This is a genomic window from Ensifer sp. KUDG1 (genome assembly GCF_050434285.1).
Classification (GTDB): domain Bacteria; phylum Pseudomonadota; class Alphaproteobacteria; order Rhizobiales; family Rhizobiaceae; genus Ensifer.
In genome coordinates, this window is record NZ_JBNDIG010000011.1 from 250,053 (window position 1) to 270,095 (window position 20,043).

The following is a 20,043-nucleotide window of genomic DNA, read 5'->3' on the forward strand; positions in this document are numbered from 1 at the left end:
GCCGATCGCCGCCGTTGTCATCCCGTCGCAGCCGAGAGGCCGCGGGCGTCCCACACTGATTGCGGGCTCGGGTGAGCAGTAGCAGCCTTCGCTTCGTCCTATCCTTGTGTTGTGCTATCATGCGGCGAGTGACCCTGTTCGCAGGTGTCGAGCATGCGAGGTTCTGACGACGGATGTTGCGAACCCTCACGCTGTTGTTTTTGTTGATCTTGTCCTTCGCGTTTCCAGCTTCGTCGCGGGCCGAAAACGATCGGGTCGCCTTGGTGCTGCATGTCAACGGCGCCATCGGTCCGGCGACCGCCGAATATGTCAGGCGCGGCCTGACGAAGGCGGAAGAGCGCCGGCTGCCGCTGGTGGTTCTGCAGATCGATACGCCCGGCGGGCTCGACACCTCGATGCGCGAGATCATCCGCGCGATCCTTGGCTCGCCCATACCGGTCGCAACCTACGTTGCGCCGAGCGGCGCGCGGGCGGCGAGTGCCGGCACCGATATCCTCTATGCCAGCCACGTCGCGGCGATGGCGCCGGGTACGAACCTTGGTGCGGCGACGCCGATCGCGATCGGCGGCGACATGTTCGGTCAGGGTAAGGACAGCGACACCGGCAAGGACGGCGACAAACAGCCGGCGGCGCAGAGCCCTGCCGAGGCGAAAATGGTCAATGATGCCGTGGCCTATATCCGCGGGCTGGCGGAGTTGCGTGGTCGCAATGCCGACTGGGCCGAAAAGGCGGTGCGCGAGGCTGCAAGCCTCTCGGCCGAGGCGGCCGTCCGGGAGAAGGTTGCCGATTTCACTGCGACCGACGTTGCCGATCTGCTGAAGCAGGCGAACGGTCGGACGGTGCGCGTCGGGCAGCGGGAGATCGTGCTCGACACGGCAGGTCTTGCGAGCGAGGACTTCGTGCCCGACTGGCGCACCCGGCTGCTTTCGGTGGTCACTGATCCCAACATCGCGGTCATCCTGATGATGATCGGTATCTACGGCCTGATCTTCGAGTTCCTCGCGCCGGGGTCGGTGGCGCCGGGAACCATCGGCGGCATCTGCCTGCTGCTCGGGCTCTATGCGCTTTCGGTGCTGCCCGTCAGCTATGCCGGCATCGGGCTGATCATGCTCGGGATCGGATTGATGGTCGCCGAGGCGCATTCGCCGTCCTTCGGCGTGCTCGGCGCCGGCGGCAGTTTTGCATTGGTCTTGGGCGCGGCCATCCTCTTCGACACGGACACGCCGGGTTTTGGGGTCTCCTGGTCCGTGCTGGCGGCGCTTGCGGTTGCAAGCCTCGCTTTCAGCCTTCTGGTCGCTCGGCTCGCCTTCAGCTCGCGCCGCCATGCGGTGGTGACCGGCGGCGAACAGATGATCGGCCTTGCCGGCACGGTCGAAAACTGGACCGGAGCGGCCGGCTACGTCATCGCCCATGGCGAGCGCTGGCAAGCCGTCAGCGCGGAGACGCTGTCGAAGGGCGAGAATGTGAAGGTCATCGCGCGAAACGGACTGACGCTCGAAGTGATCCGGGACGGGCCAAAGACATAGCGCCCGCGGATCCGGTGAGGGCGCGGTGAAGGCGCCCGGAATGGAGGAATGGTCATGGACATGTTCGGGAGCCTTGCTCCTTTTGCCGCGTTGCTGGTGCTCGCCATTCTCGTTATCGCCTATTCGATCCGGATCCTGCGCGAATACGAGCGCGGCGTCGTTTTCACGCTCGGCCGGTTCACCGGCGTCAAGGGGCCGGGGCTGATCCTGCTTGTGCCCTATGTGCAGCAGATGGTGCGGGTCGATCTCAGGACCCGGGTGCTGGATGTGCCGAGCCAGGATGTCATCTCCCACGACAACGTGTCCGTCCGCGTCAGCGCCGTGATCTACTTCCGGGTGATCGATGCGGAGAAATCGACGATCCAGGTCGAGGATTTCATGATGGCGACCAGCCAGCTGGCGCAGACGACCCTGCGCTCGGTGCTCGGCAAACACGACCTCGACGAAATGCTGGCCGAGCGCGACCGTCTGAACGACGATATCCAGAAGATCCTCGACAGCCAGACGGATGCCTGGGGCATCAAGGTGGCGACGGTCGAGATCAAGCATGTCGACATCAACGAGAGCATGGTCCGGGCGATCGCCCGTCAGGCCGAAGCCGAGCGCGAGCGGCGCGCCAAGGTGATCAACGCCGAGGGCGAGCAGCAGGCGGCGGCCAAACTGCTTGAGGCCGCCGAGATCCTCGCCCGGCAGCCTCAGGCCATGCAGTTGCGCTATCTGAGCACCTTGAACGTCATTGCCGGCGAGAAGAACTCGACCGTGATCTTCCCGTTCCCGATGGAACTCGGCGGCCTGCTGGGCTTCAAGCCCGACAAGCCCACCGGCTCGACTGAGCGGTGATCAGGCTGCCGCCCGGTCGAGCTGAGCGACCTTCAGCAGGTCGTCGACGGCGCCGGGGGCTGCCGCCAGCACCGGCGCCCAATGCGTCAGCGCCTCGCCGCGCGCCGGGAAAGGCAGCGTCCAGCCGCCGGCTTCGGTCACCAGGCAATAGCCGCCGAGGCAATCCCAGGCATGCATGTAAGGCTCGTAGTAGCCGACGAGGCGACCGGCGGCGACATAGGCGATCATCAGCGCGCCGGAGCCGTTGCGCATGAAGTTGCCGCCGTCCGAAAGCAGGCGCTCGACGATAGCGCCCATCTCGGCCGGTTTCACCTGGTCGTTGGCGCCAAGCCCGGTGACGGCGTTGCGGATCGTGCGGGTACCGTCGAGACGAAGCGGCTTGCCGTTCAGCGTTGCGCCTCGGCCGGTTGCCGCGGCATAGGTTTCCTGATGGCAGGGTGCGTGGATGACGCCGATCACAGGCTTCTCCGCATGGACCACCGCAATCGAGACGCACCAGTTCGGCATGCCGTTGACGAAGGGCGTGGTGCCGTCGATCGGGTCGAGCACCCAGGTGAAGCCGGACGTGCCGTCGAGAAGACCATGCTCCTCTCCGAGCACGCCATCGTCAGGAAACGCGGCCGCGATCTTGTCGCGGATCAACGTCTCGACGTTGCGGTCGGCGATCGACACGACGTCGTGGGCGTCACGCTTGGTTTCGATGACGAGCGTTTCCCGCTTCAGAAAGTAATCGTAGGCGAGCCGGCCGGCCTCCTCGGCCATGGATTTGGCAAGCGCGAACCGGGCATCGAGGCCGGCAATTTCAGCAGTCATGCAAGTGTCCTTCTCGTATCCAGTTGTGAAAAGTCATGCGTCAATCAAAGCGAGGCCCCGGTTGCGAAAACCGATGGCGACCTCCGTTGCCGGAGATAGCATTTCCTCCACCGCCTGATCGACAACAAAGAGGAGGCCTGCCGGCGTTTCGACCTCGTATTCGACGTGGCCGCCGAGATAGGCGGCGCTGCTGATCGTGCCTGAAAGGGCGGCACCCTTGGCCGGCGTCAGCGTCACCGCGTTGGGCCTGACCGCGAGTTTCGACGGACCCGGCCGGGCGCCCTTGGAGGGCAGGCGGTGCTCAAGTCCGCCGATGCGGATCGTCGCCTGGCCGGCGTCTGCCGCGGTCACTTCGCAGGGCAGCACGTTGGCCTCGCCCATGAAGTCGGCGATGAAGGTGGAGGCGGGCGCCTCATAGAGGTCGCGCGGCGCACCTTGCTGCGCGATCGCACCATCCTTCATGACGATGATGCGATCGGAAACCGCAAGCGCCTCATCCTGGTCGTGGGTGACGTAGACGGCGGTGAAGCCGAGGCGCTGCTGCAACTCGCGGATTTCCGTGCGCACCTTGCGGCGCAGGCGCGCGTCGAGGTTGGACAGCGGTTCGTCGAGCAGCAGCACCTGCGGTTCGAGCACGAGCGCGCGGGCAACGGCGACGCGCTGCTGCTGGCCGCCGGAAAGTTCGGCCGGAAGCCGCTGGCCGAGACCGCCAAGGCCGACGAGCTGTAGGCCCTCTTCGGCACGCTCGCGGGCTTCCTTCTTCTTGATCCCCGAGGATTCGAGGCCGTAAGCGACATTGTCGAGCGCGGACATGTGCGGGAACAGCGCATAGGACTGGAAGACCATCGACACGTCGCGTTCGTTTGCCGGCAGCATGGTCACGTCCTTGCCGCCGATCAGGATCCGGCCGGCGGACGGGTGTTCGAGGCCCGCCAGCATGCGTAGCGTCGTCGTCTTGCCACAGCCGGAGGGGCCGAGCAGGGTCACCAGCGTGCCCGGCTCGATGGTGAGCGACAGGTCGTGGATGGCGGTGAAGCTGCCGAACTGCTTGCGCACGTTCTGGAAGACGACCGAGCCGGTGCGCGGGGTGTTCATGGAGGTGCTCATGCGGTTTTCTCCTGGGAGATGGTGTTGGACGAACGGGCCGGAGCGGCGCCGAGGACGCGGTTTTCGCGCCTCAGCTTGCGTTCGCCGACGAGGAGTTGCAGGCCGGTGATGACGGTGATCATCACCAGAATGAGGGCCGAGGAGTAGGCGATCGCCACGCCGAACTCGCCGTTTTCGACAAGGCCGACGATGTAGGCGGTTGCCATGTTGTATTCGGCGCTGACGAGGAAGACGACGGCGCTGATCGAGGTGATCGCTCGGACGAAGGAATAGACGAGTGCTGCGACGATCGCCGGCCTGAGCAGCGGCAGGATGACCTTACGCAGCGTGCGGAAGCTGGTTGCCCGAAGCGTCAGCGACGCCTCGTCGAGGCTCTTGTCGAGCTGGCTCATCGCCGCAATGCCGCCGCGCACGCCGACCGGCATGTTGCGGAAGACGAAGCAGGCGACGAGGATCAGCGCCGTGCCGGTCATTTCCAGCGGCGGCAGATTGAAGGCGATGATGTAGCTGATGCCGATGACGGTGCCGGGGATGGCAAAGCTCAACATCAGCGCGAACTCGAAGACATCACGCCCGGCGAAACGCTGGCGCACGATCAGATAAGCCGTCAGCAATCCAACGATAGCCGTCAGCGGTGCTGCGATCAGCGAGATCTCCATGGTCGTCCAGAAGGAGTTCCAGGCGACACCGGTCCAGGCAATCGCGCCGTCGGCAAAGGAGATCGAGAAGGCCTTGGCGTAGTGGTCGAGCGTCAGCGAGTTGTCGAGGCCCCAGGTCTTCACGAAGCCGCCGAAGAGGATCATGCCGTAGACGACGACGGTGAAGATCATCCAGGGAATGACGATGGCGTGAACGCCGATCGAAATGGAGCGCGGCAGCGCGCTGTGGGCGCCGGAGTCGCCCTTCCCGGTCACGGTCGAATAGTTCTTGCCGGCAAGCCAGTAGCGTTGCGCGACGAAGGCCGTGAGCGTGAAGCAGAGAAGGATGATGGCGAGCACGGCCGCACGGGACGGATCGTTTTGCGCGCCGACGACGGCGAAGAAGATTTCGGTCGAAAGCACCCCGTGGCTGCCACCGAGCACCAGCGGATTGCCGAAGTCGGCCATGCTTTCGATGAAGCCGATGAGGAAGGCGTTGGCGAGGCCAGGCTTCATCAAGGGCAGCGAGACGGTCCAGAAGGTGCGCCAACGATCGGCGCGCAGCGTCTGCGACGCCTCTTCCATCGAAGGGCTGACCCCTTCGACGACGCCGATCAGCACGAGGAACGAGATCGGGGTGAAGGAAAGGACCTGGGCGATCCAGATGCCGGTGAGGCCGTAGAGCCAGCGCCCGGGTTCGATACCGAAGGCATCGGAGAGAAATTCGGTAACGACACCGGCGCGGCCGAAGAGCAGCGTCAGCGCCAGGCCGATGACGAAGGGCGGGGTGATGATCGGCAACACCGTCAAGAGCCGCATGCCCTTTTTGAAGGGGAAGCGGGTGCGGGTGGCAACGAGCGCGAAGGCAAGGCCAAGCAGCGTCGAGCCGGACGCCGTCATCAGCGCCAGCCACAGGGTGCGCCAGGCGACGCCGCAACGACCTTCGCCGACGACGCAGCTCAGGCTCCAGATCGAGGCGTCCTGGATATTGCGGATGAAACCATCCGGTTTGAACGAGCCGTCGAAATCCTGAACCGAGGCGGCGAACATGCTGCCGACCGGGTAGAAGACGAAGACGATGACGAGGGTCACGAGCAGGGAAATCGCCGCGACGATGAAGGCGTCGCCCTTGAGCACGCCGCGCTCCGCAAGCCCGAAGGCGAACAGAAGCACGAAGGTGAGGGCCATGAGCACGGCGCCGGCGCCCATCGACGGCTGACCGTCGGAAAGCGTGCCGAACAGCGTCTCGCTGATGGTCCAGGTCCAGCCGGAAAAGCCGATCGCCAGCCCCTGGAGAGCGAGATAGAGAACGCCCGCTGCGCCGGCGACGGCAAGCAGCAGGCCCCGACGCGCGGGATCGCGGACGAAACGCGCTGCCACGCCGATGCCAAGCAGCACCAGCGCCACGATCAGCCACGGCTTACCATGGGCGAAGATCTGCATCAGGCCGGGGGCAACGGCTGGATCCCCGGGGAAATCGGCGAGCCAGCCGAGCCCGAAGAAGCCGCCTTCGATGCGATACCAGGGGACAGCCAAGAATGCGGCCAGTCCGAGCCCGAGCGTGAGGTCGAGCCTGCGGTTGCGATGTTCCATGACGGTCCTCGCGCAATTTGGAATGAAAGATGATGTACATCGCATCGCCGCGGCGCCTGCCGGAAGCGATGAACGACGGTTGGGACCGTTGGGCGGTGCCGGCCGGATCAAACACCCGGCCGAACCGTTCAAACCGCGATCAGTTGGCGCTCGCGCCGACTTCGCGATCCCAGCGCTCGAGCAGCGCCTTGCGCTTCTCGGCATCGCCGAAGGTGGCGAAGTCGTAGTCGATCAGCTTGATGTCCTCGAACTTAGGTGCTTCTTTCGGTACCTCGGCCGACTTGTTCGACGGCAGCTGGAAGGACTTGGCGTCCTTCATGCGCGACTGGACCTCGGGCTTCAACGCCCAGTCGTACCAGGCCTTGGCATTGTCCAGATTCTTGGCGCCGCGGATGATCGACATAGAACCGATCTCGTAGCCGGTGCCCTCGCAGGGTGCGATCGACTTGATCGGGAAGCCTTCGGCAGTCTGTGCCACGGCGTCGTGCATGAAGACGATGCCGAGGCCGGCTTCGCCGCGTGCGGCTGCCTTCACCGGTGCCGAGCCCGACTTGGTGTACTGCGCGATGTTGCCGTTGAGTTTCTTGAGGTAATCGAAGGCCTGGTCCTCGCCCATGATCTGCACCAGCGAGGCAAGCGCCGTGTAGGCGGTGCCCGACGAGTTCGGGTTGGCCATCTGGATCTCGCCCTTCAGCGATGGGTCGAGCAGGTCGGCCCAGCACTTCGGCTCTTTCAGGCCCTTCTTCTGGAAGATCTCGGTGTTGTAGCCCCAGCCGAGCGCGCCGGCATAAACGCCGACGGTGCGGAAGCCCGAGCCTTCAGCCTGCTTCTTCGCCCAATCCTGGAGCTGGTCCAGCATCGGTGACTTGTACTCGAGCGTCAGGCCGTCGGAGGCTGCCTGCAGATGCGGGTCGCCGGTGCCGGCCCACCAGATGTCGGTCTTCGGGTTGCGCGCCTCGGCGCGGATCTTGGCGTAGGTTTCGCCCGAAGACAGGCGAACCATGTTGACCTTGATACCGGTTTCCTTCTGGAAATCGCCGGTCATCTGCTCGCAGATCACCACGTCTGCGGAGCAGATGAGGTTGAGGCTGCCGGCAGCCTGGGCGGGCAGGGCGGTAAGTGCGGTGCCTGCAAAGAGCATGAGGGAAAGCGTCGTTGTTTTCATTGGGGCATCCTCCTGTTGCCTGTTTGAAACTTGGGCGTGAACGGGCACGGCGCGGCCATCGGCCTGCCCGCCGGGCGGCACGTTCACGATTTCGGTGCTGCGGATTGCTAGGCTCCTGCGGAGCGCTCAGTTCGTCGCGGCGATCTCCGCGTCGAACCGTTTGAGCAGTCGACTTCGTTCGTCCGGCGAGCCGAAGGTGGCGAAGTCGAAATCGACCATCTTGATCAGCGAAATGTCGGGTGCGGCCGGCGGCAGCTCGGCGCGGGCGTTGGACGGGACCTGGTTCTGGCCGGCGGCCGCACCCGTGCCCTGGCCTTCCGGGGTGAGTGCGAAGTCGACGAAGCTCTTGGCGCTTTCTAGGTGCCGCGCGCCCTTGACGATGCTGACGGCGCCGATCTCGTAGCCTGTGCCTTCGCAGGGCGCGACGATGACGAGCGGCGAGCCGGCCTGCTTCTGCGTGACCGCGTCATGCATGAAGGAGATGCCGATCAGGGTTTCTCCGCGTGCCGCCGCCTTGACCGGGGCCGAGCCGGCCGTGGTGTACTGGTCGATGTTGCGGTTGAGCGCGGCCATGAACCGGAAGGCCTCGTCCTCGCCGAAGAGCTGCACCAGCGTTGCAAGCGTGGTGAAGGCGGTGCCGGACGAGTTCGGGTTGCCGCTGCGGATACGGCCGCGATAGGCCTTGTCGGCGAGATCCTTCCAGCAGGTCGGGGCCGGCAGTTTCAGGGCATGCAACAGGTCGGCATTGTAGGCAAAGCCGAGCGCTCCGGCATAAATGCCCGCCGAACGTCCGCCGGAGATGGCGAAGAAATTCTGTGCCCAGGGCAGCATCTCGCGTTCATGCGCCGGGCGGTAGGGCTCAAGCAGGTTTTCCGATCCCGCCTGCAGATGGGTGTCGCCGGTCCCGCCCCACCACACGTCGATGGTCGGGGCGTCCTTTTCGTCGCGGATCTGGGTGAGGATGTCGCCGTTGCTCTTTCGGGTCATGGCGACCTCGATGCCCGACTTCGCCTCGAACGCGGCCTTCATCGTCGCGCACCACGCTTCGTCGACACCGCAAAGCACTGTCAGTGCCGGTGCCGTCATGCCTGACGTGGCGGCGCACAGCCATAGGGCCACGCCCGCGCCGATAGCGGTAATGCCTTTCACGATGTCCTCCCATTTGGAGCGTTGCCGCCCCAATCTCCGCAATCAGGATGTCGGTATTCCCCGCGGGTCGCAACCCGCAGAATGGTTACCGTTCTTACAACACGGATGCGGCTTTGCCGTTTCAAGATTACAAAGATTACAAATGTGACAATGCGCATAACGCGAGCCGCTTTGATCATTGGGACAGCCCCGCCTATGATGGCGACGGGAGGACGTGCATGCTGAGTGAGAGAATACGGATTCTGATCGTCGAGGACGATCCGGACATGGCGGAGCTCGTTTCCGATCTGGTGGAGGCCGAAGGCTGGATGCCGCTGACGGCGCCTTCGGCGGAGGCTGCCGCCATCGTCCTCGAGCGGGAAACGGTGCACCTGGTGCTCGTCGACCATAACCTGCCTGGAACGTCGGGCCGGACCTTTGCCCAGCGACTGCGGGCGCGCACCAATATCGGCATCGTCATGGTCACGGCGGCCGGCAGCGCGGCCGACCGGGTGCTGGGACTGGAGACGGCCGCCGACGATTATGTCGTCAAACCGTTCGAGCCGATCGAACTGACGGCCCGGATCAAGGCCGTGCTTCGACGGACCTACCCGTCGCTGAAGCCGGAGCGGGAGACCGAGCGCGAGCACGAGCCCGCGGCGCTAAAGCTCGGCGACTGGTCGATCGATCTCAAGAGCCGGCGCGCGGTCTGCCTTTCCGACGCGACCCGGTCACTGACCAGCGCCGAGTTCGCGCTGCTCGAAATCCTCGCGGAAACGCCGAACACGCCGGTCACCCGCGCCCACATCCTCGATCGGCTGGGCGCCGAAAGCGATCGCTACATCGACCGCAACGTCGATGTGCTCGTGCTCCGTCTGCGCCGCAAGATCGAGCGCAATCCGGACCTGCCGCGCCACATCAAGACGCGGCGCGGCAAGGGCTATGTGCTGGATACCGACGACGGCGAGGCCCGGCCGTGATCAGCCGCCCGTTCCTTTCGTCGATCGCCTTCCGCCTGCCGTTTGCGATCGTCTTCATCTGCGTCCTCGTCTTCAGCCTGGCAACGGTCGCCGTGTTCGGCCTGCAACGGGCGCGTGACGAGATGGCGGCCTACGGGCTGCAGGCCTTTTCAAGCCTCGCCAAGGCCTCGCTGGTTTCGCGTCAGGTTTCCGACCTCGTGTCCAGCGCGCCGTTCCTGATGAACGCAACATCGCCCTATCGGGTGTCGAGCGAAAGCCGTTCGGTCGTCGCGCAGGTCGACGTCCTGCTTCAAACGATGGCGCCGGAGATCGGCAAGACAGCGGTCGACGGCTTTGCCAGCGCCCACATCGTCGAGCTGCTGGATGCGATCCGCACGCAGACGGTGACACTTGCCGCCGACGCGGATTCGGCCCAGCAGTACAAGGCCGATGCGGCGGCAGCCCTTGGAGAGATCGCCACCGGCAACGGCATTGCCAACTCGGAAGTCCGCCAGAGCCTCAATGCGATCGTGCAATCGGCGTCCAACTCCGACAGCCTGTTCCAGCTTGGCGAACTGCGCCGCCGCTACGTTGCCGTCACGACGCCCCGGCTGGCGCCCGCCGGGCCCGATAGCCGGATTTCGGCCGCCGAGCTGACGCCCTATGAGCGGGTGTTCGAGGCGCAGACGCACTATCTTCTGGAAATGTTCGCCATCCGCGCCGCGGTGGCGCGGCTGCACACGGTCTCGCGCGATCTTTCGCACGCCACGGAAACACAAAGCGAGGCCGTTGCCCGGGGGCTCAACGAGGATCTCGCCTCGACCTCCGATGCGCTGAGCCGACTGCTCGTCATCGTCGCGGTCTCCGCCCTGCTGGTGCTCGTCATGGCGATCTTCTCGATCCGCTCCGTCATGCGGGTGTCGCGCGGGATCGTTTCGCTCTCCAAGGGCATGAATGCGCTTGCGCAGGGGCGCCGTGATGTCGACACGCCGAGCTACAACGGCACGGAGACCGAGTTCCTGCGGCTGCTCGAAGCCTTCAGCGCGTTTCGCGAAAGCGTCGAGCGCGTGTCGCGGCTGCGCCGCACTGCCGAGGCGGCGGCGCGCACCATTCGCTCGACCTTCCGCAACATGAACGAGGGCATTGCGCTCTTCGACCCGAATGGCAAACCGATCACGATGAACCGGCGCGTCATGGAGCTCGTCGGCTGGCCGGGCTCGGCGCGGAAGTTGCCGCTGCGCCGGTTCGTCAGCCCGATGCCGGAGATCGACCCGACCCTTTTGCCCGCTGATCGGGAGGCGGGCTCGCTCGATGACCGGCTGGTGCTGCGCCATCGATCCGGTGTGGGCCGGGTGACCGAAGTCTCGCTGTCGCGGCAGCCGGACCGGGGTATCGTGTTGCTGGCGCGGGACGTGACGGAGATCGACCGCCAGGAGGCCGAAGCCGCCAAGGCGCAGCGGCTGGACGGGATCATGCGCATGACCCACCAGGTCAGCCACGAGGTCGGCAACATGATCGGCATCATCACCGGCAGCCTGGGGTTGCTGGAGCGCGAAACGGGCTTTAGTGACCGGCAGAAACGTCATATCGCCCGCATTCGCAAGGCGGCCGATCGCGGGCGCTCGCTGGCCTCGAGCATGTTGTCCGTCGGCAGCCAGCATCCGCTTCAGCCGGGGGCGCTCGAAATCGGCGCGGTGCTGCGCGGCATGGCCGACGTGCTGGAAATTGCCGTCGGCGAAAAATGCCGGCTCGCCTTCGAGATCGCCGACAGCCTGCCCAACGTGCATCTCGATGCAGCACTCTTCGAGCAGGCGATCCTCAATCTCTGCCTCAACGCCGCCGCGGCGATGCCGCTCGGTGGCACGATCCTGATCCGCGCCGGCAGCGCCGAGGCCGATGTCGTCGTCTCCGTGACCGATGCGGGGATCGGCATGTCGCCGGAGGCGGTGGACAAGGCGTTCGAGCCCTACTTCACCACCCGCGACCAGGAGGGCGGCGCCGGCCTTGGCCTTGCCGTCGTCTACGGCTTTGTCCGGCAAAGCGGCGGCGACGCCCGCATTCTCTCGCAGCCGGGGCGCGGAACGACGGTGGAACTCGTCTTTCCGCGTTGAAGCTCTGCCGGTTTCGCGGGCGCTCTATGGCGCGCTTCGGCGCGAAAGGCGCCGCACGGCGGCATCGATCCGTTCGCCGTTTTCGGTAAACACGGCCCACAGCCACGCCATCAGCCACAGCATCAGGCACCAGGCCAGCACGACATCGGACAGATAATGCGCGCCGAACACGATCCGGTTCAGCGAGAAGGCGAGGACGAGGGGGACAAGGGCGATGATCGCCGTTCGCCGCCATTGAACCGGCAGCAGCAGCGCAAGCGCCACGAGCGCGATCGCGGTGGCGGATTCGCCCGACGCAAAGGAGCAACTGCGCGAGCAGGCACCAGACACTTGCCAGGCCGGCGTAAACGGCAGGCTGCCGCCGAAATCGGTGATCTCATAAGGGCGCGCCCGCCCGATCAGCCGCTTCAGCGCCTGGATGAGGAGCCCCGGCCCGACCGCAAAGAAGGTCAGGAAGAACAGCGCCTTGTGCGGGCGGGGCAGCCAGGGGCGGGGTGCGACGGCCTGCGCAACCAGAAGCGCCAGCACGCAGGGCAGAATGAAAACCGGCAGGATACGGTTGAGGTCACGAAGGGCACGCAGCTCCGGCTCCCGCGAGAGCGGAAAGTCGCCGGTGGCAAAGGCGGCCCAGCGCGAGACGGCAAGATCGATACCGGGAAAGGCCATGAAGATGAAAGCCGCGCAAATGGTCAGCGCGCCGGCGGCCGCAATCGGCTGCTGTTCGAGGCGGGCGCGCGCCTGCCCCGGCCAGAGACGAGGATTGGGGCGCGGCCATCGGCTGCTGTTTGAGGAAGTCGCCGTGGATGAGTAAAGGCTGGACATGCGGTCGCTCGCAAGTTGTCGGAATGTGTGGGCCGGACACTTGCTCTGCTCTGTCAAGGCTGCGTCGAGGAACGGGGAGCGCTTGATGCGCAAGAGCGGGCGCGAGTTGCTGCCGGCCGAATAGCCACGGCGTCGCGGTCGATTGGATATTCCGGTTGAGGCGCTGCCACTTCTCCGTGCGGTTGGTGGCGCGCGAGGGCACTTCGCCCTCGCCAACCCGAAACTGCCGGCCGCTCTGTCGCTGCGCTCGGGATTACGCCGCTTCGAGATAGGCGGCGATCTCAGCCTCAGCGACCAGTTCGCCTGCGACCAACGCCTCGCCGCGATAGCGCCAGATGTTGCGGCGATAGGCGATTTTCGTCATGTGGTATTCGAGGGTATCGCCAGGTTGGACCGGTTTGCGAAACCGCGCCTTGTCCACCGCCAGCATGTAGATGATCTTCGGGGTCAGACCTTGAGCGATTTTCGACGCCGCGCAGGCGACGCCGGCCGTCTGCGCCATGCCCTCTATGATCAGCGCGCCGGGAAATACCGGATTGTCGGGAAAGTGCCCCTGAAACTGTGGTTCGTTGATCGAGACATTCTTTACGCCGACGCAGCGCTCCTCTCCACGCATCGAGGCGATGCGATCCACCAGTAGAAACGGATACCGATGCGGGATCGTGCACAGAATTTTCACAATGTCTGCGGATTGCAGACCGTCGGGTTGGGCGTTCATGGCGGACTTTCGACTGGATATGGGATTGTTGGCCTTGTGAACCTTGGTGGATGTCGCCCCAGGTGAGCTGTGGCAGAGCGCTCGGCGCAGATGCGCCGAAATATGCCTTCGCCCTGGCCTGCTCGAAGCTCAAGCTGGCCGAAATCCGCCTCTGTTCGTTTTTCAAACGCCGCCAGTGCGCGTCACCTGCGACGTTTGTCACCGGACCCTCAAAGCCATTTGCCAAGGTTTGGTGAAGATTTGTCGGGAGCTCTATCCGGAGGGGCGCTCAAGCGACCATCGGGCCGCTCGGATGAATTGCAACGCGGCTTCATTCGTCACATAAGCTGCTGATCACAACATCGCGCGCAAGGAGTTCTTTCATGGTCGATAAGGGTCTCATTCTTCTGGCGGAAGACGAGCCGGAGATTGCGCAGATCCTGGACGCCTATCTCGTGCGCGACGGTTTCCGGACGGTGCGTGCCGCCGACGGCGAGACGGCGCTGACCCACCATGCCGTGCTGTCGCCGGACCTGGTGCTGCTGGACGTTCGCATGCCGAAGCTCGACGGGTTCGAGGTTCTCGCCCGCCTTCGCCGCGAGGGGAACACGCCCGTCATCATGGTCACGGCGCTGGCGGAAGATCTCGACCGGCTGACGGGGCTGAGGCTCGGCGCGGATGACTACGTCATCAAGCCGTTCAACCCGCAGGAGGTGGTGGCGCGCGTCAACGCGGTGCTCCGCCGTACCCGCAACGGCGCCGGCGCCACCGTGCTCCGCTTCGAGAGTGTCGAGGTCGATCTCGACGCCCATGTCGCCTTCGTCGAGAAAGCCGGCAATCGCCACTCCGTGCCGTTGACGCTCAGCGAGTTCCGCATTCTTGCTCATATGATCCGCCGCCCGACGCATGCCTTCGATCGCGCCGATATTCTCGACGCCTGCCTGCCGGACAGCGACGCGCTCGCCCGCACGGTCGACACCCATATCGCCAATCTCAGGCGCAAACTGGAAGATCTCGGGGCCTGCGGCTTCTTCAGCGCCGTGCGCGGCGTCGGTTATCGCTTCGTGGAGCCAAGATGAAAGTCAGCCTGTCGCGCCTTCCGCTGGGAATCCTGACCGCCCTGGTGATCGTCGTCCTGCTCGTGTTCAGCGTCGTCATCGTCTACGGCGGTGTGAACTCCATGGAGTCGCAGCTGGAGGCAAAACTGATGGAGAGGATGCCGGCAAAGGCGGTCGAGGCTTACAAGGATCTCAATAGCGGCAAGGTGCCGTCGCCGGACTCGCTACAGGTCCTGCTGGCCAGCACGGAGGAGCTTGAGGAGTGGGGGAACTGGGAAGTCGACAAGCTCATTCTCGGTTTCGGGGGCATCGCCGTCGCGTTCTGCGGCTTGGTCGGCTACTGGCTGGCACGCAAGATCAGCCGCCCGCTTGAAGCGTTGGCACGGGCTACACAGGACCTCCGGGCCGGGGACTTTGCGGTGCGTGTCGGCTCGATCCGCAAGGGGGCCAAGGAGGTGGCTACTCTCGTGAAAACATTTGATGAACTGGCGGCCGAGCTTGAAAGCATGGAAGACAGGCTCCGCTTCAATACAATGGCCGTGGCGCATGAACTGCGCACGCCGCTGACGATCCTGCAGGGCAACCTTCAGGGAATGGCCGACGGCGTTTTCCCCCTTGAGCAAGAGAGGGTGCGGCAATTGCTGCTGCAGGTGGAGGGGCTCTCCGCGCTGGTGGAGGACCTGCGCACCCTGTCGCTTGCCGCCGGACAGAAGCTGGTCACGCAGCGCCACCCGGTGGATCTCGCAGTTGAGGCGACCCAGGTGCTTGGCGCGTCGAACACCCTGCTTGGCTCGGTTGGCATGTCGGTGGAGGTCGCGCTCGAGCCGGTGCGGGTTTCGGGCGATTCGCAGCGCCTGCGCCAGGCGCTGCTGGCGCTGATCGAAAACGCCACGCGCTACGCCGCAGACGGCCGTGTCCTGCGCTGCGAGACCGGGCGACGGGGTGTCGACGAGGCTTTTGTCCGGATGCTGGACCGTGGTCCCGGTCTTCCGGACGACGTTTCGACCCATTCGATCGACCTGTTCTGGCGCGGCGACGCCTCGCGATCGCGCGCGACGGGCGGAACGGGTCTGGGGCTTTCCGTCGTCCAGGCGATCGCCAAGGCGCATGGCGGACGGCTGGAGTTTGCCGCGCGCGCCGGCGGCGGCGCCGTGATAACGCTCGTCCTGCCGCGGGAACCCGCCCTCTGAGCGACGGGCGCTGCTGCTGCCGTACTGTGCAATTTTTCGTTTCTTGTCCGGCCGGAACTTCGACGCGTCACCATCCTTGCGCGTGTATGGAACCGGTGTGCAATTGCCCACCGGTTCTCCGCAAATCCTTGACAGTGCCCGGGCAAACCTGAACTCGGCCGAGTCCTTCGGCCAGCAGCGTTTGCTCTCAAGGATAGCACCATGTCCCTGGAATTCAGGCAGGAATACAGCGCGGATCTGCGGTTGCCGGTCGACGGCAAGGCATTCATCGGCGAGCCGCTGGCGCCTTCGGGCCGGTCGGTTTCTGCGCCCGTCGTCGGTGAAAATTCAGGGGAGAAAACGTCGCTCACCGGCCATGTGCTCAAGCTCGGCCTGAGAGTGAGCCTGAAGCGCGCAGTCGTCTTTTCCATGCGGTTTGCGCGCCATCCGCTCCTGACATCGCGCTGGATCGGCTTTCTTGGAGATTTCTCCGAGCGCTACCGACTGGGCTTGCCGCATGACGACCTTGTGCGCAAATCGATCCCGACATTCTTCCTGCACGGCGCGTCGTCGGCTGCGAGGCTCGACCTGCTGCTCAATCACTTCGATGTCGCAAGCGAGGTTCTGTCGCGTCGATCGCTGATGGCGCTCTGGCGCGGCAGTACCCTGGAGATGGGCACGGTTTCCGGTCGCAGCGAAAATTATCGCATCCAGCTGCAACTGGCCGATCATAGCGGCGCCCGCCACGAGGGAGCTTTCGCAATCCGGCTGCGCCGGCAGAGCGACGGCTACGCGCTCTGCACCGTCGGCTTCGTCTTCGTGCGGTGCGAGGGAGACAGCTATAGTCTCGCCATCGGCGGAATGCAGGGGCCGAAGGGCGAAGAGGCTAAGCGAGCGCTGATCACGGCAACACGCGATCTCGGCGGGCTTCGGCCCAAGGATGCGGCCCTGCTCGTCCTCAACGGCCTGGTGACGGAAGGCCAGGCCGGGCACGTCTTCGCGGTTTCGAACGACAGGCACGTCATCAACCGCCGCCGGCTCAAGCGGCGCCGGATGATGCGCGCCGACCTCGATGCCTATTGGTGCGATCGCGGCGGTGTGCCGGCCGAGCCTTTCGGCTTCAGTCTGCCGATCGGCGACGATCAGGTGGCCCGCGACGGCAACAGGCGCGATCAGAGCAAACGCGCGTTTCGTGATATCGGCGCGTGGTTTTACTGAGCCGGTGCCGGCATGTAAGCTGCCGCGATTACGGGATCTTCGTGAAGTCCATCTCGAAGGCGCCGGAGACGATCCGGTCCTTCGGCATTGGCCCGGTTGCAGACGGGCGCACACCATCCTCGGCCATTGCCTCGCCTGCGATGCCGCCGAAAACCACAAGGGCAGATATCGCCCGAACTGCACGCACGGATGCCTCCAATTTGGTCGCGGATGTTTATACTGGCGCCGATTCGAAGCCACAACTGGAGGTAAGTATGACGCGGTCCGTTGCCAAGAGGCTCAAGCCGCACACGGGCGGATGCCTTTGCGGAGCAATCCGGTTCGAGGCGCAAGGGACAGCCGGCAAGCCGCATACGTGTTCGTGCAAGATGTGCCAGCGCCATTCGGGCGCCTTGACCCTGGCGTGGGTCGAATTTCCGAGCGAAGCCGTGACCTGGACCGGACCGGGCGGCGCGCCATCGGTTTATCGTTCCTCTGACTATTCGAGCCGCGCCTTCTGCCCGACTTGCGGCAGCAGTCTCGGCGCGATCGACGATGCGCCGGTGGTTGCCCTTCTGCTCGGCGCGTTCGACAAGACGAGTGCCGTCGATCTGATCCCGAAGAGCCACAGCTATCGCACTGCCCGACCCAAGTGGTGGCACGTGGAGGCGGTAAAGCCCGCGACCTGACGCTTAGGGGTCGAAAGTGAATTGACGCAGCCGGTAAAGGGCTGCGTCAACAGGCGTTAGAGCAGCCCCTTCGCGGCGGCGCCGATGGCAATGATGCCGAAGGCGATCAGAACCAACCCCGAAATGCGCGATACCCAGACGACGAAGCTGTCGGGCAGTCGCGACCGGGCGATCGCTACACCGCCGCTTAGGAAAAACCACCAGCCGAGCGATCCCAGGAAGACGCCCAGGACCACGACGGCAGCGCTGAGCGCGTCGCCCGCTTCGGCAAGGCCGAGGCCGGCGAAGATGGCGGCAAAGGAAAGGATCGTCGCCGGGCTCGTCATCGTCAGGAAAAAGGTGGCGATGGTCGTGCGAATGAGATCGCGTCCACCGACATCGGCCGCCGCCGTCACCGGCTTCGGCCGCAATCCACTCCAGCCGAGCCAGATCATGAACAATCCGCCAGCAAGACCGAGCGGCATGGCGATGATCGAAAGCACGGCGGCAAAGGCGGCAAAGCCGATTGCCGCAAGGGCCGCATAGGTGGCATCGGCGGCGGCCGTTCCGAGGCCGCCGGCCACGCCCGCCCAGAAACCGCGCTCCAGCGTGCGGTTGATGCAGAGCGCCCCAATGGGGCCAAGTGGAGCTGCGACCGCGAGGCCGACGAGCAGGCTTTTTCCAAACAACAATGTGGACATGGCATAGGGCTCCGGCCGTGGCATGGTCGCACCGATCCGCTTGAAGGACGGTGCCTGCCCGGCAAAACAAAAAAGTTGCAGCGGTTTGCGCGTCCGTCAGGCGCGCGGCGCGATCGTCAGGCTTTCCCGCACGGTCGACAGTGCGATCACCGTTTCGCTTCGCGCCAGGAACCGTCGTTGCTTCATTTCGGCAAGGAACGGCTCGAGGTCACTGAGCGACGGCATCCGCACCTTGACGCAATAGGACCAGGCGCCGGTGACATGGTGGCATTCCGCCACGGCGGGATGGCCGGCCATGAAGCTGCGGAACGCTTCCTCGTCCGCGTCCGGCGCAAGGCCGACCCAGACGAAGGCGAGTACGTCGAGGCCGAGCGCGCGATGATCGACCTCGACGGTGAAATTTCGGATCACGCCATTGGCGACGAGCCGGCGAATGCGTTCGTTGACGGCCGACGGCGACAACTCCACCGCAGCACCGATATCGGTCAGCGATCGCCGCGCATCGTCAGCGAGAATTTCGACGATTTTTCTGTCAACGTCATCCATGGCCAATGAATACGATGATTCTAATGTAATGTACAGAGGATTTTTCTGTTTTATATCGTGGTAGCCGCGGAATCGGTGGTGTTCTGGGCTATTCGATGTCTTTCAACGCGTCGAGCGGGCCTGTCAGCGCCGTGCGCGGCTGCACCAGCTCGGGCTGGATCAGGTGAATGCGCGGCTGCGGCCGGGCTTCCTCGATGACGTCGAAGGCCTTGGTGATCATGCCCTCGACGTCCTGGCGGATCATGATGACCGGGAAGGGCAGGAAGGACGCGAAGGGGTCGTAATCGTAACAGCCGACGACCAGGTCGGCGAAATTCTCGTGCGGGTGACCGGCCATGAAGCGCAGCAGGCCTTCGAAGTTGATCGACGAGTTGACGAAGAGGCCGCGCGGCAGCTTGCCGTGCTTCTCGTAGAAGGCCTCGAAGGCGAGGCGGGCATTGTTCGGCGCATAGCCCGTCGGCTGGATGCATTCGTCCGGATCGGCGCCGAGCAGTTCGCTTTTGACGGCGCGGAAACCGCGGATACGCTCGCGGCTGGCGTGGTCGTTGCGGCCGCCAAAGAGGTAGAGTTCATGCGGTGCAAGCGGACCGGCGGCCTGGAAGTGGCGGATGATCGCTTCCGTCAGCATGCGCCCGCCCTCGTAGTTGTCGCTGATGACGGAGGGCACCTTGGTGCCGGGCAGGTCGATATTGATGTGCTTGAGGCCGGCCGCCTCGCAGACCTCGTGCACGCCGTCGGGGTCGGTCGCGCCGCAGATGAACAGCTCGTCGATCGAATAGGAGATGAGCGTTTCGGCGGTCTTGCGCTCTTCCTCCGGATCGCGGCTGGCGCTGACGACAATCGGGCATTGGCCCTTGCTTCGGACATGCGCCTCGAAGGTTTGCGCCATCGACGAAAAGTAGCGGTTGTCATGGATCGGAAGCAGCAGGCCGATCAGGCCGGAGCGCGAGCTGCGCAACCCGCGCGCCTGGCGGTTGGCCGTGTACTGGTGGGTCTCGGCCAAGCTGCGGATCAGTTCCGCGGTGCTTTCCTTGATCCGGCGCTTCTGCCAAGTGCCGTTCAGAACCGCACTTACGGTTGAAGGCGAGCTCCCCGACAACACCGACAGGTCGTAGATCGTCGCTTTCTTCTTGCTGCTGCTGGCCATCGTTTTCTCCCCTCGTGGTTTTAGTGCCGATTTCCCCTTGACGAAAGATTAAGTCTGCACAATAGTTCTTGCACCATCGATTGTGCAAACAAGAAATATCGATTGTGCAAATTTGATGGTGTCGTCTGAGGAGGCGGCGTTTCAGGGAGGCGAGGAAC

General features: G+C 64.6%; 19 protein-coding genes. 8 read left to right on the forward strand and 11 right to left on the reverse strand.

From position 1 onward, the window contains the following. Positions 1-173: 173 nt before the first annotated feature. Together M2267_RS25125 and M2267_RS25130 are read left to right on the forward strand one after the other, a co-directional pair. Complete coding sequence (locus M2267_RS25125; RefSeq protein ID WP_429118240.1) at positions 174-1,526, forward strand: NfeD family protein; 1,353 nt, start codon at positions 174-176, stop codon at positions 1,524-1,526. 54 nt (positions 1,527-1,580) lie between these two features. Continuing rightward, on the forward strand, positions 1,581-2,366 hold the full coding sequence (locus M2267_RS25130; protein WP_429118243.1) for a slipin family protein: 786 nt from the start codon (positions 1,581-1,583) through the stop codon (positions 2,364-2,366). Here M2267_RS25130 and M2267_RS25135 read toward each other — a convergent pair whose 3' ends face one another. From M2267_RS25135 to M2267_RS25155, 5 genes are all read right to left on the reverse strand, one after another. Then, a complete protein-coding gene (locus M2267_RS25135; RefSeq protein WP_429118245.1) occupies positions 2,367-3,179 on the reverse strand; it encodes an inositol monophosphatase family protein in 813 nt (270 codons plus the stop codon). It lies immediately after the preceding gene. A 33-nt stretch (positions 3,180-3,212) separates the two neighbouring features. Beyond that, on the reverse strand, positions 3,213-4,274 hold the full coding sequence (locus tag M2267_RS25140) for an ABC transporter ATP-binding protein (protein WP_429118334.1): 1,062 nt from the start codon (positions 4,272-4,274) through the stop codon (positions 3,213-3,215). Positions 4,275-4,282: 8 nt separating this feature from the next. Next, entirely contained in the window at positions 4,283-6,517 is a 2,235-nt protein-coding gene (locus M2267_RS25145; protein ID WP_429118248.1) for an ABC transporter permease, read from the reverse strand. A gap of 139 nt (positions 6,518-6,656) precedes the next feature. Continuing rightward, a complete protein-coding gene (locus M2267_RS25150) occupies positions 6,657-7,682 on the reverse strand; it encodes an ABC transporter substrate-binding protein (protein ID WP_429118250.1) in 1,026 nt (341 codons plus the stop codon). 126 nt (positions 7,683-7,808) lie between these two features. Beyond that, the gene (locus M2267_RS25155) at positions 7,809-8,831 is read right to left on the reverse strand and encodes an ABC transporter substrate-binding protein (protein ID WP_429118253.1); all 1,023 of its coding nucleotides are present in this window, start codon (positions 8,829-8,831) and stop codon (positions 7,809-7,811) included. A 218-nt stretch (positions 8,832-9,049) separates the two neighbouring features. On the opposite strand from M2267_RS25155, the gene M2267_RS25160 reads away from it, so the two are divergent. Continuing rightward, complete coding sequence (locus M2267_RS25160) at positions 9,050-9,790, forward strand: response regulator transcription factor (protein WP_402321564.1); 741 nt, start codon at positions 9,050-9,052, stop codon at positions 9,788-9,790. Then, positions 9,787-11,880, forward strand: a complete 2,094-nt coding sequence (locus M2267_RS25165) for a two-component system sensor histidine kinase NtrB (protein ID WP_429118257.1) — start codon at positions 9,787-9,789, stop codon at positions 11,878-11,880. The genes M2267_RS25160 and M2267_RS25165 overlap by 4 nt, the downstream gene beginning before the upstream one ends. Before the next feature lie 24 nt (positions 11,881-11,904). On the opposite strand, the gene M2267_RS25170 is transcribed toward M2267_RS25165, so the two are convergent. Both M2267_RS25170 and fabZ read right to left on the reverse strand, forming a co-directional pair. Then, positions 11,905-12,702: a phosphatase PAP2 family protein gene (locus tag M2267_RS25170; protein WP_429118260.1), complete on the reverse strand. Its 798-nt coding sequence runs from the start codon at positions 12,700-12,702 to the stop codon at positions 11,905-11,907. A 253-nt stretch (positions 12,703-12,955) separates the two neighbouring features. After that, positions 12,956-13,420, reverse strand: coding sequence for a 3-hydroxyacyl-ACP dehydratase FabZ (gene fabZ, locus M2267_RS25175; protein ID WP_429118263.1), 465 nt, complete (start codon positions 13,418-13,420; stop codon positions 12,956-12,958). 362 nt (positions 13,421-13,782) lie between these two features. Between fabZ and M2267_RS25180 the strand changes: the two genes are divergently transcribed. The 3 genes from M2267_RS25180 to M2267_RS25190 all read left to right on the forward strand — a co-directional run bounded on the left by M2267_RS25180 (position 13,783) and on the right by M2267_RS25190 (position 16,844). Then, entirely contained in the window at positions 13,783-14,478 is a 696-nt protein-coding gene (locus tag M2267_RS25180; protein ID WP_043626533.1) for a response regulator, read from the forward strand. Then, on the forward strand, positions 14,475-15,647 hold the full coding sequence (locus tag M2267_RS25185) for an ATP-binding protein (protein WP_429118267.1): 1,173 nt from the start codon (positions 14,475-14,477) through the stop codon (positions 15,645-15,647). The genes M2267_RS25180 and M2267_RS25185 overlap by 4 nt, the downstream gene beginning before the upstream one ends. A gap of 201 nt (positions 15,648-15,848) precedes the next feature. Further along, on the forward strand, positions 15,849-16,844 hold the full coding sequence (locus tag M2267_RS25190; RefSeq protein WP_429118270.1) for a DUF535 family protein: 996 nt from the start codon (positions 15,849-15,851) through the stop codon (positions 16,842-16,844). Positions 16,845-16,872: 28 nt separating this feature from the next. On the opposite strand, the gene M2267_RS25195 is transcribed toward M2267_RS25190, so the two are convergent. Beyond that, positions 16,873-17,031, reverse strand: a complete 159-nt coding sequence (locus M2267_RS25195) for a hypothetical protein (protein WP_156134039.1) — start codon at positions 17,029-17,031, stop codon at positions 16,873-16,875. Between the two features lie 67 nt (positions 17,032-17,098). Here M2267_RS25195 and M2267_RS25200 point away from each other — a divergent pair, with 67 nt between their 5' ends. Beyond that, positions 17,099-17,512 carry a GFA family protein gene (locus tag M2267_RS25200; protein ID WP_429118273.1) on the forward strand — a complete coding sequence of 138 codons (414 nt, stop codon included), beginning with the start codon at positions 17,099-17,101 and terminating at the stop codon, positions 17,510-17,512. A gap of 56 nt (positions 17,513-17,568) precedes the next feature. Here the strand turns inward: M2267_RS25200 and M2267_RS25205 are convergent, their stop codons facing one another. The 3 genes from M2267_RS25205 to M2267_RS25215 form a co-directional block, all read right to left on the reverse strand. Continuing rightward, complete coding sequence (locus M2267_RS25205; protein ID WP_402321583.1) at positions 17,569-18,192, reverse strand: LysE family translocator; 624 nt, start codon at positions 18,190-18,192, stop codon at positions 17,569-17,571. 96 nt (positions 18,193-18,288) lie between these two features. Beyond that, the gene (locus tag M2267_RS25210) at positions 18,289-18,738 is read right to left on the reverse strand and encodes an Lrp/AsnC family transcriptional regulator (RefSeq protein ID WP_429118277.1); all 450 of its coding nucleotides are present in this window, start codon (positions 18,736-18,738) and stop codon (positions 18,289-18,291) included. 88 nt (positions 18,739-18,826) lie between these two features. Further along, positions 18,827-19,885 (reverse strand): LacI family DNA-binding transcriptional regulator, encoded by a 1,059-nt coding sequence (locus M2267_RS25215; RefSeq protein ID WP_043614977.1) that lies wholly within the window; start codon positions 19,883-19,885, stop codon positions 18,827-18,829. Between the last annotated feature and the right edge of the window lie 158 nt (positions 19,886-20,043).